This window comes from Actinoplanes regularis (assembly GCF_900188005.1).
GTDB classification, from domain to species: Bacteria; Actinomycetota; Actinomycetes; order Mycobacteriales; family Micromonosporaceae; genus Actinoplanes; species Actinoplanes regularis.
In genome coordinates this window covers 225,306-241,519 of record NZ_FZNR01000004.1, presented here as the reverse complement: position 1 = coordinate 241,519, position 16,214 = coordinate 225,306, and the positions used below count along the sequence as shown (strand labels likewise).

Below are 16,214 nucleotides of genomic sequence, written 5' to 3'. Positions count from 1 at the left end.
CGCTCACAAGCTCGCTTATTGCCGTCACCTCCGCTTCGCTCCGGCGCCGACATAAGCAATCGACGGAGCTGGCCGATTCGCTCACAAGCTCGCTTATTGCCGTCACCTCCGCTTCGCTCCGGCGCCGACATAAGCAATCGACGGAGCTGGCCGATTCGCTCACAAGCTCGCTCATAGGTTTCCTCAGAAGGCGGATGGCAGCAGGGCGGGGGCGGGCAGGGCCGTGGCGGCCTTCCCGAAACGGATCACCGGGACCGGGCGGCCCAGCGGCCACAGGTCGTTGCCCGGTTTCTCCCGGAAGTAGAACCGGCCCGACGCCGCCGGAACGGTGTCGTTGGCCGAGCTGAACAGCGCGTTGCGGACATCCGCGCCGTTGGTCGTCTCGGTGAGCCGGTCGGCGTCGGCGCGGCCGCCGTTCGCGGCGGTCTTGGCCGCGATGTCCCGGCGGGTCGCCCAGATCGCGGCGACCACGGCGTCCCGTTGCATGATCGCGTAGCCGCTGTCCAGGGACTTGTCGGGGAAGCCGAGGCCGGCGAACTGCTTCGCGAACGCCGCGTACTCGGCTGGTGTGCCCGCCACGTTGCGGCGCCAGCCGGCCAGGTCGGTGCTGGCCGCGTCCAGGATCCCCACCTGGGCCGCGTCGATCTGCCGCTCGGTGATGGTCAGGCCGGTCGCGCCGGTCGCCAGCAGGATCGGGCGGACCTTGCGCTGGCACTGGCCGCGATGCCCGAGGGCCTCGACGAAGGCGCGCAGGTCACGGTCCCGGCCACTGTAGAAGATGATGTCCGGGTCGACGGCGCAGATGTCGCGGACGATCGGGGTGAACAGCTGCGGTGTGCCGTCGTGCGGCGGCTTGCTGCCGTTGAACCCCTGATTGTGCTGGTCGAGGTTGTAGTCGACGCCGAACTCGCCGATCAGGGCGGTCCGCAGGGTGGCGACGTAGTTGTCGGGGTTGCGGTCCCAGACCAGGAAGCCGGTGACCGGTTTCCGCGTGTCCAGGCTGTCCAGGTAGCCGTCGAGGGCCGCCGCGTACTGCCGGTTCGACGGGCTGACCTTGAACATCCAGTCGCCGGCCGTCATGTCGTCGGCGGTGACGACCGAGCCGATGCTCGGAATTCGCAGCTCACCGAGGCGTTTCCCGGCCTCCGCGGTGGCCGGGATGCTGATCCCCAGGCCGGTCACCGCGACCAGCGGATGCGCGCCGCCGGTCAGCGGGACGAGCGCATCCACCGCCGTACGCCATCCGCTCTGGTCGGTCGCCTCGTTGATCAGCACCAGCTGGAACCAGGGTCGCGCGTCGCCGAGCGCGGTCGGGCCGTCGGTGTTCGCCTGCACCTGCGCGGCGTAGGCCCCCTGCAGCGAGTTGCGGATCTCGGCCGCCGCCAGCGCGCTCCCCTGGGTGGCCGTCATCGGCATGAGAAGACCGATCCGGACGTACGGACGAGCGGCCGGATCGTCACGGACCCGGATGTTCTCCTGGACGATCCGGCCCAGCACGTCGTTGACCTCCGTGTCGGTCGAGCCGAACCGGTAGTCGTCGTCGATGAGCCAGCCGACACACTCGGGCCCGTTCACCGTGCCGTGCGGGGTCAGCGCGAAACCGTCGCCGTGCGTGGTGGTCAGGCCGGGGCACAACGCCTGTGGCGGATCGGGATCCCGCCGCAGGACGCGGTAGACGATCCCGGCGAGCACGACCAGCACGACGGTGGCGGCGAGCGCGGTGACGAGGCGGCGACGGCCACCCCGGCCACCGTTGAGCTCGACCTTGATCGGCGGAGTCTCCTCCGCGACCGGCGGAGCCTTCTCCCCGGCCGCCGGAGCCTTCTCCTCGATCGGCGGCGCCTTCTCCTCGCTCACGACTGGCCCTCCCCGACCCCCGCTGTGCTCCGGCCTGGAAGTGAACCAACAGCTCAAAGCCCCTTCAATCACCGTCAGGTTGACCGCACCCGGAAGGATTAGGCCGCAACGGCGGCGCGTCCGGCGGATTCGGCCGGTTGCGGAGGACGGGTGACCACCGTCATGACGGGTTCGGCACACGCGCTGCATAGGATGGCTGCCTGATGAGCGCCACACTGATCGCCCGGGACCTCGCCGCTGGGCACGGCGACCGCGCCCTCTTCACCGGGCTCGACCTGGTGGTCGCGCCGGGTGACGTGATCGGCCTGGTCGGGGTCAACGGGGCGGGCAAGACCACGCTGCTTCGTACGCTGGCCGGAATTCTGCCCGCGGAGAGCGGCAGCGTCGGGCTCAACCCGCCCACCGCCAACGTCGGCTACCTCCCGCAGGAGCGGGAGCGGCGCGCCGGGGAGAGCGTGCGCGACTTCCTGGCCCGGCGCACCGGTGTCGCCGCCGCGCAGGCCGCGATGGACGCCGCCGCCGAGGAGCTCGCGACGGGCGCCGACGGCGCCGACGACCGCTACTCCGTGGCCCTGGAGCGCTGGCTCGACCTGGGCGGTGCGGATCTGGACGACCGGGCGGCCGCGCTCTCCGCGGGCGACCTGAGGATCGACCTGGACCTGCCGATGACCGCCCTCTCCGGTGGCCAGGCGGCCCGGGCCGGCATGGCGTCGCTGCTGCTCAGCCGCTACGACACGTACCTGCTGGACGAGCCGACGAACGACCTGGACCTGGACGGGCTGGCACACCTGGAGCAGTTCGTGGCCGGGCTGCGGGCCGGCGTCGTGGTGGTCAGCCACGATCGTGAGTTCCTCACCCGTACCGTCAACAAGGTCCTTGAACTGGATCTTCATCAACAACAGATCCGGCTGTACGGCGGTGGCTACGCGTCCTACCTCGAGGAGCGGGAGCGGGCGCGCTCACACGCGCGCGAGCAGTACGAGGAGTTCTCGGACAAGAAGGATGATCTGCTCGAACGCGCCCGGATGCAGCGCGGCTGGATGGACAAGGGGGTCCGGAACGCGCGGCGCAAGGCCCCCGACAACGACAAGATCGGCAAGAACCTCCGCGGCGAGACCAGCGAGAAGCAGGCCGCGAAAGCGCGCCAGACGGAGAAGATGATCGAGCGCCTCGAGGTCGTCGAGGAGCCCCGCAAGGAGTGGGAACTCCGGATGGAGATCGCCGCGGCGCCCCGGGCCGGCGCGGTGGTGGCGACGCTGCGGGACGCTCACGTGCGACGCGGGTCGTTCGACCTCGGCCCGGTCACCCTGCAGATCGACTGGGCCGACCGGGTCGCGATCACCGGCGCCAACGGGGCCGGCAAGTCAACCCTGCTGGCCGCGCTGCTGGGACGGCTCCCGCTCAGCTCCGGCTCCGCCTCTCTGGGGTCGGGCGTCGTGGTGGGCGAGGTCGACCAGGCGCGCGGCCTGTTCCTCGGTGACGAGCCGCTGGCCCGGGCCTTCGGCGACGCCGTACCCACGTTCAGCGACGCCGACGTCCGGACGCTGCTCGCCAAGTTCGGGCTCAAGTCGGGCCATGTGACGCGCCCGGCGCAGTCGCTCTCGCCGGGTGAACGGACCCGGGCGGCGCTGGCCCTGCTGCAGGCGCGCGGGGTGAACCTGCTGGTGCTCGACGAGCCGACCAACCATCTGGACCTGGCCGCGATCGAGCAGCTTGAGTCCGCGCTGGCGTCGTACACGGGGACGCTGCTGCTGGTCACCCACGATCGCCGGATGCTCGCCGCGGTCTCGACCAACCGCCACCTCGAGGTCGCCGACGGCAAGGTCACCGGCTGACCCGGTCCGATCCCGGACGTCGAGGGCCGACTGGACGGTCGGCGGCCGAGAGCGCTCCGCTAGATTGGTGCGGTGAGCACCATCATCACCTTCTACACCGCGGCCAACGACGACGCCGCGGAGCGCGGCCCCGGCAAGGACTCGGTCGGCTTCGGCAACTTCGATGTCTTCGCGTCGCTCGAGGAGTGGGAGAGCTTCCTGCTGGACCGTCCCCTCGACGACGTGGACGGGCCGGAGCAGGTCAACGACGAGGAGTCGCCGCTGATCCTCGGGTTCCTGCCGAAACTCACCACTGCCCTGGCCAGGGCCGACGCCGCGACCCTGGCCGGTGTCGCCACCAAGTGGGTGGCGGCCCGTGCCGCGGACGGGGAGAAGGTCGATCCCGCGCAGGCCCGCCGGATCCTCACGGACCTGGCCGCTCTGGCCCGCTCCCGCCGCCCCCTCTACTGCCACGTCGCCTGACCTCAGGTCCGCGACGCCCCACCGGTTCCCGGCCGGTTCCGGTCCTGGCAGTCTGCGGGGGTGACGGGCTCAGCCGGCTGTTTTGATCTTTGATTGCAGGGTGGCCGCGTCGGCCGGGGAGAGTTCGGCGGTGAGCTGGACCGAGGGGATCATGAGCGGGTAGGCGCGCCCGGCGTTCCAGGTGCGGGTGTACGGCGGCGGGTCTACCACCGCGACTCGGACACCGTCGAGGTGCGGGATGTCCGCGGGCCGGCCCTCGTTCCAGATCCACTTGCCGTTCGCGTCGGCGAGGTTGAAGTTTCCGCGGATTCCGCCGGGCGGTTCCAGGTCTCCGGTCGAGGCGGCCGCGACCTCGGCCGCGCTCGGCGGCGAGCCGGGCAGCACCTCGGCGGGCAGGGCGGCGGCCAGCAGGGTGTGCAGCTGGAAGTTGTCGCCGATGCCGGAGATCGTCACGCGGAACGCGCGACCGGAAGCACGGTCGAGGACCAGGAGCGTCTCCTCGTCGAGGACCTGGAGCAGGCCGTTCAGCCACCCGGCGGCGCCGACGAGCTCGGTGGTGGCGGTGACCGCCGCGGTCAGTTCGGCGCGGCGCGGCAGGGCGGCGCGGACGTCCTTGCGCTGGCACAGGAAGAGCACCGGCTGCACCCACTCGTTCGCGGTGAACCAGGCCTCACCGAGGGCGTGGCCCTCGTCCGAGCCCGTCTCCGGGTGGGCGACCCGCTCCAGGGTGGGAAGGACCGCCGCCTCGTCCTCGGCGTCCGGCGGTTCCTCGCCGAATTTCTCCTGGTAGAAGGCGTGGAAGCGGACCGCGGCCGTCAGCACGGCGATCGCCCGGTCGACGAGCACCGGCAGGACCGGGCGGAAGTCACCCTCGAGGCCGACGATGCCGCCGGCCAGACCCGCCACGGGGTTGCCGATGCCGAACGGGATGCTCTCCAGCACCGGTGCCAGCCGGGTCAGGGCCGTGTGGGCCTGCTCCGGTGTGGCCTTGCCCGCGGAGCGGGCCACGTTCTGCACGGCCTCGTGAAAGCGGTCGCCGTCGCGGGCGGCGTTCGCGGCCACGAGATCATCGACGTATTTAACGATATTCTTCCGGAACATTCGATCAAGCTACCGGCACGGTCAACCCGAGGCCGATCGGGCTTCCGATCAAGCCGCCGGCACGGTCAACCCCGGGCTGAGCGGGCTTTCGTTGCCGGAGCGGTCGACGGCGCTCAGGCAGTACGTCGCGTTCGCGGCCGGCTTCGGGTCGGCGATCTCGGCCCCGGCGCGACCGGTGGCGACCAGCGTGGCCGGCCCGCCCCCGGTGGTCCGGTAGAGGGCCCAGTTCGTCGCGCTCAGCCCGTCCGCGGCAAGGACCAGCCGGCCGGAGGCGTCCGGGTTCGCGGCGGTGAGCCGCGGGTTCGCCGGGACTGCCGCGCCGGTGAGGCGGGCCGGCCGGGGCGGCAGCGCCGGGGACGCGTAGTGCGTCTTGCGATAGCGGGTGACCGCGCCGAGCTTGTCGTCGCGCACCTGCTCGGCACTGAAGTGGATCTCTCCCTGCACGCCGTACCGGTTGTTGAGGGTCATCTCCCGGTCGAGCATGGCGGGATCGCTCCAGTCGCCCTTCTCCCCGACCCGGTAGTCGGCCATCCCGATGTAGAGCTGGACCTTGGTGCCCTTGGTCAGGGCCGTCCACCACTTCAGCATCCTGGTGTAATCGGCCTTGTCGAACCCGATGGTCCAGTACAGCTGCGGCGCGATGTAGTCCAGCCACCCCGCCCGGACCCATTTCCGGGTGTCCGCGTAGATCGCGTCGTAGCTCTCCAGGCCGTTCGAGTCCGAACCCTGCGGATCGGTGTCCCGGTTGCGCCAGATCCCGAACGGGCTGATGCCGAAGCTGACCCACGGCTTGATCTGCTGGATCCGCTCGTGCATCTCCCGCACCAGCGTGTTCACGTTCTCCCGGCGCCAGTCCGCCTTCGACTTCCCGCCGCCGTACTTCGCGAACGAGGCGGCGTCCGGGAAGTCCTGACCCTCCTCCGGGTACGGATAGAAGAAGTCGTCGAAGTGCACGCCGTCGACGTCGTACTTCTCCACCGCCTCCAGCATCGAGTCCTCGACGAACTTGCGCGCCGCGGGGATCCCCGGGTCGAAGTAGAAGCGCCCGGTCTCGCCCTTCGGGTACGCGAGCCGCCACTCCGGGTGCTGCCGGAGCGGATGGTTCGGGGCAAGCTTGGTGGCATCGGTTCCGACCCCGCTGGGGGCCGGCTGGGTCCCGCGGTACGGGTTGAACCAGGCGTGGAACTCCAGCCCCCGGGCGTGCGCCTCGGCGACCATGAACTCCATCGGGTCCCAGCCGGGCGACTTCCCGTCGAACCGGCCGGTCAGCCAGTTCGACCAGGGCGCGTAGGCGGACGGCCAGAACGCGTCCCCGCTCGGCCGGACGTGCACGAAGATCGCGTTGTGGTTCTGCTTGACCGCGAGGTCGAGCCACCCCTTGTACTCCGCCTCGATCCGGTCCTGGCCGAGCCCCGGCCGGCTCGGGAAGTCGAGGTTGTAGACCGTGGTCAGCCACATGCCGCGCAGCTCCCGCGCGGCCTGGACCGGCTGCCCGGCGCACTGCCCGGCCACCCCGGCCGGCGTGCCCGCGGCGGGGATGGGTGCGGCGGCCGAGGCCTGGTAGAACGCGGCCCGGACCAGGCCGGCGCCGATCGCCAGGGCGGCGATCAGCACCGCCGCCAGCAGCATCCCGAGGCGCAGCCGTTGACCCCGGCTCACAGCACCGACCGGTAGACGGAGAGGGTGTCCTCGGCGATCCGCGCCCAGCTGAAGTGCTCGACCGCGCGCCGCCGGCCGGCTCGGCCGAGCTCCTCGGCGAGGCCCGGGTCCTCGAGGACCCGGGTGAGGGTGGCGGCCAGGTCGGCGACGAACCGCTCCGGGTGCACCGGGGTGCCCGTGCCGTCGTCGGCCTGCTCGATCGGGACCAGCAGGCCGGTCTCGCCGTCCGCGACCACCTCGGGGATGCCGCCGGTGGCGGTGGCCACCACGGCGGTCTCGCAGGCCATCGCCTCCAGGTTGACGATGCCCATCGGCTCGTAGATCGACGGGCAGACGAAGACGGTGGCGTGCGTGAGGACCTGGATGACCTCGTGCTTCGGCAGCATCTCCTGAACCCAGACGACGCCGTCCGGGTCACGGGCCGCACGCAGCTCGTCCGCCAGGGCGGAGACCTCCGCGGCGATCTCCGGGGTGTCCGGCGCGCCGGCGAGCAGGATGATCTGGGTGTCGGCGGGCAGGTCGTGGCAGGCCCGGATCAGGTACGGCAGGCCCTTCTGCCTGGTGATGCGGCCGACGAAGACGACGCTCGGGCGGTCGCGGTCGATCCCGAGCCGGTCGACGACGTCCGTCCCCCGGTCCGGTGCGTACAGGTCGGTGTCGATGCCGTTGTAGACCACGTGGATCCGGTCGGGGTTGACCGTCGGGTACGCCTTCAGCACGTCCCGCCGCATCCCCCCGGAGACCGCGATGATCGCGTCGGCGTTCTCGATCGCGGTCCGCTCGCAGAACGACGACAGCGCGTAGCCGCCGCCGAGCTGCTCGGCCTTCCACGGGCGCAGCGGCTCCAGGCTGTGCGTGGTCATCACGTGCGGGACGCCGTGCAGCAGTTTCGCGGTGTGACCGGCGAAGTTCGCGTACCACGTGTGGCTGTGCACGACGCTCGCGCCCGCGCAGCCGGCGGCCATCGCGAGGTTCACACCCATGGTCCGCAGCGCCGCGTTGGAGGCGGCCAGCCCGGCCGGTTCCGGGTACGCCGTGACGCCCGCCTCGGAGCGGGGCGCGCCGAAGCAGTGCACCCGCACGTCGGCGTGCGACCGCAGGTCCCGGGCCAGGTATTCGAGGTGCACGCCGGCGCCCCCGTACACCTCCGGCGGGTACTCGCGGGTCAGCAGGTCCACACGGAGAGCTGGAACATCGGCCACGATGCGCACAATAGCCCACCGGTGTCCAGCACCCCGGGTCTGTGATCATCGAGTCACCGGACCGTCGGCCAAACTTCGTCACACTTTGGGTGGCGAACGGCAGGCCGGGATATTAGCGTCCTTCCCATGGCTGTCAAGGTGCTTGCGATCGTTCTGGCCGGTGGAGAAGGCAAGCGCCTGATGCCCCTTACTGCGGACCGGGCCAAACCCGGGGTCCCGTTCGGCGGCATCTACCGGATGATCGATTTCGTCCTCTCCAACCTCGCCAACGCGGGCTACCTCAAAGTCGTCGTGCTGACCCAGTACAAGTCGCACTCGCTGGACCGGCACATCTCCAAGACCTGGCGGATGTCCACACTGCTCGGCAACTACGTCACCCCGGTGCCGGCCCAGCAGCGGCTCGGCCCGCGCTGGTTCGCCGGCTCGGCCGACGCGATCTACCAGAGCCTCAACCTGATCAACGACGAGTCCCCGGACTACGTGATCGTCTTCGGCGCCGACCACATCTACCGCATGGACCCGAAGCAGATGGTCAACGACCACATCGCCTCGGGCGCGGCGGTCACCGTCGCCGGCATCCGGCAGCCGATCAGCCTGGCCGACCAGTTCGGCGTCATCGAGGTCGGCCCCGACGGCAAGAAGATCCAGGCGTTCCGGGAGAAGCCCCGCGACGCGGTCGGGCTGGCCGACTCCCCCGACGAGATCTACGCCTCGATGGGTAACTACGTCTTCACCGCCCGCGCGCTCTGCGAAGCGGTCACCGCCGACGCGCAGGACCCGGACAGCAAGCACGACATGGGCGGCAACATCATCCCGATGCTGGTCGCCCGCGGCGAGGCGAACGTCTACGACTTCCGCGACAACGACGTGCCCGGCGCCACCGACCGCGACCGCGGCTACTGGCGGGACGTCGGCACGCTCGACTCGTTCTACGAGGCCCACATGGACCTGATCGCCACCCTGCCGGTCTTCAACCTGTACAACCACGAGTGGCCGATCTTCACGAACTACGGCTCGTGGCCGCCCGCCAAGTTCGTGCACGGCTACGACGACCGGCAGGGCCGGGCCATCGACTCGATGATCTCGCCCGGCGTGGTCGTCTCCGGCGCCCTGGTCGAGCGCTCGGTCATCTCGCCGAACGTGCGGGTCAACTCCTGGGCGCACGTCGACGGCGCGGTCCTGATGGAGGGCGTCTCGGTCGGGCGCCGCGCGGTGATCCGCAACGCCATCATCGACAAGAACGTGAACGTCCCGGAGGGCGCCCAGATCGGCGTGGACCTGGACCGGGACCGCAAGCTCTACACGGTCAGCGACAACGGCGTGGTCGTCGTCGGTAAGGGCCAGAAGATCGAGCTGTGACGGCTGCGCACGGCACGCCGTCCGTCCAGTGGATCGGGCCGGACGGCGAGTCGGACATAACCGACGATCATCGACTAGAAGTCATCTAATCGTCTAATTGTCGATAACAGGGCACGATCGTACGCTCCCTTATCGTCAGCTCGACGATAAGGATATGCATGCACGCGCCGTACCAACGCACCGGCGAGCAAGCACCCGCCACCGCGCCCTTTCCGGAAGATCCGACCGCCGCGACCCGGCACCTCTGCGCCGCCGCCTACCTCGACGAGGATTTCCGCGCCGCCGCCCTTCGCGAGGTCTACCTGCAGCCGCACCGCGCCATCGCCCCGTCGTACGGGTTCCACCTCGTGTCCGTGCTGTCGCACTGCCTGCGCGCGCGGTCCGTCGCCATCTGGCGCGACGCCGCCATTCTGGCCACGTTCCTGATCATGCTCTGCGCCGCGACCGACGCGGTACTCACCGTGGTCTTCCTACTCACCGGGTTCCACGCGCTGGTCGCCACCATCCGCCTGGCCCGCGACCTGATGGGCGGCGTGCGCGCCGGCACGTCCGTCGACCTGAACACCCTGGCCACCCAGAGCGTCCTGCTGGCGATGCTCTGGGGCGCCGCCGGGACGGCTCTCACCCTCGGCTACGCCATCAGCGCGTACCAAAACCTCGACTCGATAAACGCGGCGACCGCCTCGGGCGACCTGAGCTCGCTCGAGAACCTGGACATGGGACCCGGCTGGTTCGCGGTACTGGCCACCGCCCTGCTGCTGTTCGGTTTCTCGATCGCCTGGGGCCTGTGGGTCCAGTACGAGCTGGACGGCCTCGGCCCGGGCCGGACACCCTCGATACCCAGGATCACGGCCCGGTTGCAGGAGATCGACGGCCAGGGCCGGGGGAACACGGTCGTCTACAGCGGCTTCCGGCCGTACGTCGGGGCCGGCGACCTCGTCAGCACGTGGGGTTTCGCTCAGCGGCTGGTGCGGCCACAGCCCGACGAGATGGCCGAGGCGCTCGTGGGTTCGTACCGGGCGCCGGAGGAACTCCACCGCAGACAGACCGAGGGCGAGCGCGAGTTCGAGCACGCGCCGTTCAGCGCGGCGGAGCTGATCGCCCAGCTCCGCGCCCACCTGACCGCCCTGACGTTCTACGGAAACCGGAACGCCGCCGGCCCGGAGGACCTGCTCGCCACGATGACCGTGACCGATCAGGTCTCCCTGGCCGGCACCGAGGTCGCCCGCCCCACCTCGACGCTGCCGCCGGAGGTGGTGGCCGGCGTGATCCGGTTCCCGACCACCCCGGCCCGCCACCACCTCGCCTGCCAGGTGGTGTCCTGGGGCGGTGAGCTGGTCACCACCGTCAACGTGCACGTCGCGGTGCAGGGCCGCTCGCTCTACCTGGAGGTCACGACCACCGCGCTGTGGCCCACCGCGGACCCCTACCGGGTGGTCTCCTCGATCGACGGCACCGGGCCGGTGGCCTGGTGGCGGGCGCTGCGCTCGGCGGTGGCGAACACCCCGGCCACCGTCGGCCGCGCGCCGGGCAACCTGTTCCGCGCCGCGGTCGACGCGGTCTTCGGCGCCGGCCGTGGACCACTGCGGCGCGGCCTGGACTACGGCGCCCGGGTCGGGGTCCGTGAACTCGGCACCCGGGCCGACGGCGGCCGCAACCTCACGCAGTACCAGGACGTCGGCAAGTACCAGCGGCTGATCGAGCGGCGCGTGCTCGCCGCGGTGCTCGACTTCCTGGACAGCCGGGGCGTCGACACCACCGAGTACAGCAACCGCGTCACCAATCTGAACGTCGGCGGCAGCGTCTACGGCGGCTCGCAGAACAACTACCACAACACGGTCGGCCGCGATGCCAACAACAGGAGCAGGTCATGAGTGGCACCAACAACATCGGCGGCAGCGTCTACCAGGGCGAAGGCAACACGTACCACAACCCGGTGGGCCGTGATCAGATTCGCGAGCGGCCCGTGGTGAGCGGATCCGGGACCGCCGGCGCCTCCACGCGGGCCGACATCGGCGTGCTGACCGTGCTGGAGCAGGAGACCCGGGCGGTGGTGGCGGCTCTCCAGGGGCTGTCCGGTTACCGCACCGTGCTCCTGCCCTCCGGCGCCACCGCGTACGAGGCGGAACTCACCACACCCGACGGCCGGGTGCTCCGGATCGCCGCCATGCAGATCCTCTCGCCCGGGCTGACCGCCGCCGCGCTCGACCACCGCACCCTGGTCGAGCGGTACTCCCCCGAAGTGATCCTGCTGGTCGGGATCGCCGGGGGCGTGTCCGACCGGCTGCGGATCGGGGACGTGGTCATCGCGGACGAGATCATCTCGTACGACGCCCGGAAGGAGACGCCGGACGGGACACGGCGCCGCGGCCGGGCCCAGACCGTCGCGGCGCCGCTCGGCCGGCGGCTCAACACGTTCCGCACCGCGGCCGGATCCGACTTCACCGGACCGGACGGTGTGCCGTTCCGGCTGCACGTCGGCCCGATCGGATCCGGCAACGCGGTGGTCGCCGACGCCCAGTCGGAGATTCGCACGTGGCTGCACACCTTCCACGACAAGGTGCTGGCGGTGGAGACCGAGGCGGCGGGCGTCGCGGAGGCCTTCCACGATCAGCGGGGACCGTACGGGTGGCTCACCATCCGCGGCATCTCCGACCTGGCCGACACGCGCAAACCCCGGGACGACGCGTTCCACGACCTGGCCTCACGCCACGCGGCCACGGTGATGATCGAACTGGCCGCCTACCTCGGCTCGAGGTGATCTAACCTCGACACCTGTGATCGAGCGGCCGCACCTCAGCTTCGAGCTCGCCGTGGACCTGGTGGTCTGCACCGTCCGGGGCGCCGCGTTCGAGGTGCTCCTGGTGGAGCGCGGGGTGGAGCCGTACCTGGGCCGGCTCGCCCTCCCCGGCGGATTCCTGCGCGCCGGGGAGGACCTGATCGACGCCGCGGTGCGGGAACTGGCCGAGGAGACCGGACTCAGCGGGCTCGACCCGTACCTCGAGCAGGTGCGCACCTATGCGGCGCCGGACCGTGATCCGCGCGGGCGGGTCGCCACCGTCGCCTACCTGGCGATCCTCCCGGACCTGCCGATGCCGACCGCCGGCACCGACGCGGCCGGCGCCCGCTGGGAGCCGGTCCGTCGCGGCGGTCTCGGCCTCGCCTTCGACCACGACCGGATCCTGGCCGACGCGGTGGAGCAGGCCCGCCGGCTGCTGGAGAACACCCCGCTGGCGACCGCGTTCTGCCGGACCGAGTTCACGATCGCCGAGCTGCGCGCGGTGTACGAGGCGGTGTGGGGCGTGCCGCTCGACCCGCGCAACTTCCACCGCAAGGCCACCGGCCTGCCGGGCTTCGTGGTGCCCACCGGGGAGATGCGCAGCCCGCCGACCGGGCGCCCGGCCGCGCTGTTCCGCCGGGGCCCCGCCACCGCGCTGTATCCGCCGCTGCAACGCCCGGCTTGACCCTCCACCTGCTCGAGGGTGAATCCTCCGTGGGAGGAAACGGGAGGACACATGATGACTGTGACGTTGCTGGAATCGGTTCTGCGGACGGCGTGGGGGCGCGACACCTGCGACCCGCACGATCTGGCCGACTGGACGCCGGAGAACCCGGCCCGTGGGCAGTGCGGGGTGACGGCGCTGGTCGTGCAGGAGTTGCTGGGCGGCGAGCTGGTGGTCGGCGAGCACCTCGTGGACGGGACCCGGTACGGGGACCACTACTGGAACCGGCTGCCCGGCGGACGCGACGTCGACTTCACCTTCGAGCAGTTCGGGCCGGGCGAGACGGTCGTCGGCGGGGCTGTCCAGCAGCGCCCCGCCGGTCCGCCCCAGCGCTGCCGGGAACAGTACGAGCTGCTCCGGACCCGGGTGACGGCCGCGCTCGGGGATCAGGAAGGGTCACGGAGCGTAGCGGACGGGGAGACGCCGAAGCGCGACCGGTAGGCACCGGCGAAGCGGCCCAGGTGGGTGAAGCCCCACCGGTACGCGATCTCGCTGACGCTGGCCGTGCCCGGGTCGGAGCGGGACAGCTCGGCGTGCACGCCGTCCAGCCGGAGGCGGCGCAGATAGGCCATCGGGGACATGCCGACGTGCTGACGGAACGCGTCCTGCAGGACCCGGACGCCGACGCCGGCGATCGCGGCCAGCTCAGCGGCGGTGTACTGACGCCAGGGCTCGGTGTGCAGGACGTCCAGCACGCGCTTGACCGTGCGGGGGCGCATCGGGCCCTGCAGCCCGGCCGGTTCCTCACCGTACGGATGCTCGACCGTCAAGGCGAGGCCGCTGACCACCATGTCGCGCCAGCGAGCGGCCATCCGGGGCTGGCTGGCCAGGCCGTCCGTGCCGCGCAACTCGGAGAGCAGCAGCCGGACCAGGGCGAGCCAGGTCCGGCCCGGGCCGTCGACCAGGTCGAAGCTGGCGCCCAGCGGCATCGGGGAGACGACCCGCTGGTCCAGTGCGGCGTCCAGTTCCCGCTCCAGGGCACCGCGCTCGATCTTGACGCTGAGCAGCCGGCAGTTGCCCGGCCAGTCCAGCTCGATGTCGCCGGTGGGGCGGTAGACCACCGCCCGGGTCGGGTCGGCGAACACCACGGTGCCCCGGTGCCGGGATCGCAACATCCCGGTCAGCGGGGCCAGCACGTGGTATGACGTCTCCAGCCCGTCGCAGAGAACCCGGATGTCGGTGCCGTACCCCACCTCGCCGACCGTGATCGGACCGAGCTCGACCACGTCGGCGCTGAAATCGAACCGGCCGGGGTCACCGACCGGTTCGATGCGCAGCGGGGCGTAGTAGAGCTTGCGGCAGAAGGCGCGGGCCTCCTCCACGTCCGTCGTTCGCAGCCCGGCGCGGACCGGGACCTCGGCACCCGGGTAGACCATGCGGTCCACCTTAGACCGAGAGGAGCTTCCTTCCGGGTACGGCGTTCTCCGGCCAGGTGAACTCGGCGACCGCGCCACCCCGGACCTCGACCTCGGTCAGCGGCTCCGGGCCGTCGGCCCAGATCGCGTACCGGCCCTCGGCCAGGTTGTCGATGACCACGCAGTAGGTGACGCCACCCCGGACGTAACGGGCCCGGACCGCGGCGTGTTGCCGCTGCGAGGGCGCGTCGACCGGGCTGACCTCGATCTCGTGGCCGTGCAGCCGGGCCGGCGTGCCGATGATCAGCGCGCCGACGTTCCCGCCGATGTTCAGCATGACCGTGCCCTGCCCGGACGGGGCCATCGTGTGATGGTGATGCGGATGTCCGTGGTCATGCGAGTGGCTCATGCCGCCGCCTCCGCTTCGCTCCGGCGTCGGCGGGAGCTGACTGATTCGCTCTCAAGCTCGCTCATGACGGCACCGAGAATCCGTCGAACGGGGTACCCAGGTACGGGAAGCTCTTCAGCAGCCCCGAGCTGACGTTCTTGATGCTCAGCCCCTGCTCGACCAGAGCGGCCGCGGCGTCCGGCTTGAACGCCTTGTCGACCAGGGGCACGGTCACGCCCGCGATCGCCCGCAGCGAGATGGAGACCACGTCGTCGGCGATCCGGCGTCCGTTCGGGAAGCCGGCCACGTCGCCGCCGACCACACCGAACGCGTTCGGCTTCGCGGCCGGCGGAATCGCGGTGTTCAGCCGCAGCATGTCGGCCTGCACCGCGCCGGTGTTGTTCTGGAAGCCGTCGATCAGCCCGCTCGGGATACCGGTGAGCAGGATCGCCAGCAGGTCGGCGCGGTCCTTCTTGGCCTTGTTCAGCGCGGCCAGGTTGTCGAACAGCCCCGGGTAGAGCACCGGCAGCAGGGCACCGAGCTCCGGGGTCGCGACGAACTCGGCGAACTTCTTGTCCTCGCTCGGCGGCAGGCTGTTCCACTTGTCCTTCTGCGCCATCGGGACGATGACCTCGTTGAACAGCGGGTTGCCCAGCCGGGACACCTGGACCTGCGGGCCCACGTAGACGTCGGCGTTCTTGCTGTCGCCGTTGCGCACCTGCACCTGGCGGCGGCTGGCCGAGGTCCACACGCCGATCACGGCGCCGGCGTCGGTGGCCTTGACCCGCTTCTTGCCGTCGCGGCGGACCATGTGCAGCGGGATCTTGATCGCGATGCTGTGCACGTTGGTCTGGTCGGTCGCGTTGACCGCCTTGCCGGCGTAGTTGAACAGCTTCTGGCCGACCAGGTGCTTGTCCTGGAACGGGCGCAGCGTGCCCAGGTCGAAGATGGCGCCCAGGTCGACGAAGAACGCGTCGGCGCGCTGGCCGGCGAAGACCGTCTCCCCGGACTTCAGCTTGTGGACGGCGTCCTGGGCCAGCTTCTCGTAGTGCGGGATCGAGATCTTGCCGACGTTGCAGGGCGGGCAGGGCAGCTTCTTGGCCAGTACGGTCTGCTTGCCGTGCCGGTCGACCTTGGTGACCGAGAAGAACTGCCGCCGGTTCCAGTTCTCGCTGTCCAGCGACTCGATCTGGCCGGTGTTGTAGAGGAAGGTCCGGTCGTTGCGCAGTTCGGTGACGAACCGGAACTGGTACGTGATGTCCGGACGGGCATCGCCGTTCGCGTCGATGTGGACCTCGTAGAGCACATCGTCGCCGAACTCGAAGAAGTTCGGTCCGCTCGCCGGGATCTGCAAGGGGACGTAGTTGGCGATGATGGTGACCGTGTCGGCATCGTCAGGGCTGACGAACGCGTACAGGTCGGAACTGTCGGCGACCGGGTCTTTGCTGATCTCCGGCGCTTCGCGGTGAGAAGACATTTACGCGATTCCTCTG

Annotated in this window: 14 protein-coding genes; 7 read left to right on the top strand and 7 right to left on the bottom strand. The window is 70.6% G+C overall.

The window, feature by feature from the left end; all coding sequences use genetic code 11:
* Nucleotides 1-183: 183 nt before the first annotated feature.
* The gene (locus CHC09_RS13510) at nt 184-1,857 is read right to left on the bottom strand and encodes an ABC transporter substrate-binding protein (RefSeq protein ID WP_089293413.1); all 1,674 of its coding nucleotides are present in this window, start codon (nt 1,855-1,857) and stop codon (nt 184-186) included.
* Nucleotides 1,858-2,060: 203 nt separating this feature from the next.
* On the opposite strand from CHC09_RS13510, the gene CHC09_RS13505 reads away from it, so the two are divergent.
* Both CHC09_RS13505 and CHC09_RS13500 read left to right on the top strand, forming a co-directional pair.
* Nucleotides 2,061-3,692, top strand: a complete 1,632-nt coding sequence (locus tag CHC09_RS13505) for an ABC-F family ATP-binding cassette domain-containing protein (RefSeq protein WP_089293412.1) — start codon at nt 2,061-2,063, stop codon at nt 3,690-3,692.
* Nucleotides 3,693-3,764: 72 nt separating this feature from the next.
* Complete coding sequence (locus CHC09_RS13500) at nt 3,765-4,154, top strand: hypothetical protein (protein ID WP_089293411.1); 390 nt, start codon at nt 3,765-3,767, stop codon at nt 4,152-4,154.
* Nucleotides 4,155-4,223: 69 nt separating this feature from the next.
* Here the strand turns inward: CHC09_RS13500 and CHC09_RS13495 are convergent, their stop codons facing one another.
* The 3 genes from CHC09_RS13495 to glgA are packed head-to-tail and all read right to left on the bottom strand — an operon-like array spanning nt 4,224 to nt 8,116.
* On the bottom strand, nt 4,224-5,255 hold the full coding sequence (locus CHC09_RS13495; RefSeq protein ID WP_089293410.1) for a hypothetical protein: 1,032 nt from the start codon (nt 5,253-5,255) through the stop codon (nt 4,224-4,226).
* A 48-nt stretch (nt 5,256-5,303) separates the two neighbouring features.
* A complete protein-coding gene (locus tag CHC09_RS13490; RefSeq protein WP_089293409.1) occupies nt 5,304-6,914 on the bottom strand; it encodes a glycoside hydrolase family 10-like protein in 1,611 nt (536 codons plus the stop codon).
* Nucleotides 6,911-8,116, bottom strand: coding sequence for a glycogen synthase (glgA, locus tag CHC09_RS13485; protein ID WP_089293686.1), 1,206 nt, complete (start codon nt 8,114-8,116; stop codon nt 6,911-6,913). Before glgA ends, CHC09_RS13490 begins: the two co-directional genes overlap by 4 nt.
* 126 nt (nt 8,117-8,242) lie before the next feature.
* On the opposite strand from glgA, the gene glgC reads away from it, so the two are divergent.
* From glgC to CHC09_RS13460, 5 genes are all read left to right on the top strand, one after another.
* Nucleotides 8,243-9,475 carry a glucose-1-phosphate adenylyltransferase gene (gene glgC / locus CHC09_RS13480; RefSeq protein ID WP_089293408.1) on the top strand — a complete coding sequence of 411 codons (1,233 nt, stop codon included), beginning with the start codon at nt 8,243-8,245 and terminating at the stop codon, nt 9,473-9,475.
* A 158-nt stretch (nt 9,476-9,633) separates the two neighbouring features.
* Nucleotides 9,634-11,349, top strand: coding sequence for a hypothetical protein (locus CHC09_RS13475; RefSeq protein WP_089293407.1), 1,716 nt, complete (start codon nt 9,634-9,636; stop codon nt 11,347-11,349).
* The gene (locus CHC09_RS13470) at nt 11,346-12,236 is read left to right on the top strand and encodes a 5'-methylthioadenosine/S-adenosylhomocysteine nucleosidase family protein (RefSeq protein WP_089293406.1); all 891 of its coding nucleotides are present in this window, start codon (nt 11,346-11,348) and stop codon (nt 12,234-12,236) included. Before CHC09_RS13475 ends, CHC09_RS13470 begins: the two co-directional genes overlap by 4 nt.
* Before the next feature lie 16 nt (nt 12,237-12,252).
* On the top strand, nt 12,253-12,939 hold the full coding sequence (locus CHC09_RS13465) for an NUDIX domain-containing protein (protein WP_089293405.1): 687 nt from the start codon (nt 12,253-12,255) through the stop codon (nt 12,937-12,939).
* 54 nt (nt 12,940-12,993) lie between these two features.
* Nucleotides 12,994-13,419 carry a YunG family protein gene (locus CHC09_RS13460; protein WP_089293685.1) on the top strand — a complete coding sequence of 142 codons (426 nt, stop codon included), beginning with the start codon at nt 12,994-12,996 and terminating at the stop codon, nt 13,417-13,419.
* On the opposite strand, the gene CHC09_RS13455 is transcribed toward CHC09_RS13460, so the two are convergent.
* From CHC09_RS13455 to CHC09_RS13445, 3 genes are all read right to left on the bottom strand, one after another.
* The gene (locus CHC09_RS13455) at nt 13,365-14,354 is read right to left on the bottom strand and encodes an AraC family transcriptional regulator (protein ID WP_089293684.1); all 990 of its coding nucleotides are present in this window, start codon (nt 14,352-14,354) and stop codon (nt 13,365-13,367) included. The two genes, CHC09_RS13460 and CHC09_RS13455, sit on opposite strands and share 55 nt — an antisense overlap.
* 10 nt (nt 14,355-14,364) lie before the next feature.
* A complete protein-coding gene (locus CHC09_RS13450) occupies nt 14,365-14,697 on the bottom strand; it encodes a phospholipase (RefSeq protein WP_239138314.1) in 333 nt (110 codons plus the stop codon).
* 106 nt (nt 14,698-14,803) lie between these two features.
* Nucleotides 14,804-16,198, bottom strand: a complete 1,395-nt coding sequence (locus tag CHC09_RS13445) for a DUF4331 domain-containing protein (RefSeq protein ID WP_089293403.1) — start codon at nt 16,196-16,198, stop codon at nt 14,804-14,806.
* Between the last annotated feature and the right edge of the window lie 16 nt (nt 16,199-16,214).

Coding starts and splice junctions, on each gene's coding strand:
- CHC09_RS13505 (WP_089293412.1), top strand. CDS start 2,061: ATGAGCGCCACACTGATCGCCCGGGACCTCGCCGCTGGGCACGGCGAC.
- CHC09_RS13495 (WP_089293410.1), bottom strand. CDS start 5,255: ATGTTCCGGAAGAATATCGTTAAATACGTCGATGATCTCGTGGCCGCG.
- glgC (WP_089293408.1), top strand. CDS start 8,243: ATGGCTGTCAAGGTGCTTGCGATCGTTCTGGCCGGTGGAGAAGGCAAG.
- CHC09_RS13475 (WP_089293407.1), top strand. CDS start 9,634: ATGCACGCGCCGTACCAACGCACCGGCGAGCAAGCACCCGCCACCGCG.
- CHC09_RS13470 (WP_089293406.1), top strand. CDS start 11,346: ATGAGTGGCACCAACAACATCGGCGGCAGCGTCTACCAGGGCGAAGGC.
- CHC09_RS13460 (WP_089293685.1), top strand. CDS start 12,994: ATGACTGTGACGTTGCTGGAATCGGTTCTGCGGACGGCGTGGGGGCGC.
- CHC09_RS13455 (WP_089293684.1), bottom strand. CDS start 14,354: ATGGTCTACCCGGGTGCCGAGGTCCCGGTCCGCGCCGGGCTGCGAACG.
- CHC09_RS13450 (WP_239138314.1), bottom strand. CDS start 14,697: ATGGCCCCGTCCGGGCAGGGCACGGTCATGCTGAACATCGGCGGGAAC.
- CHC09_RS13445 (WP_089293403.1), bottom strand. CDS start 16,198: ATGTCTTCTCACCGCGAAGCGCCGGAGATCAGCAAAGACCCGGTCGCC.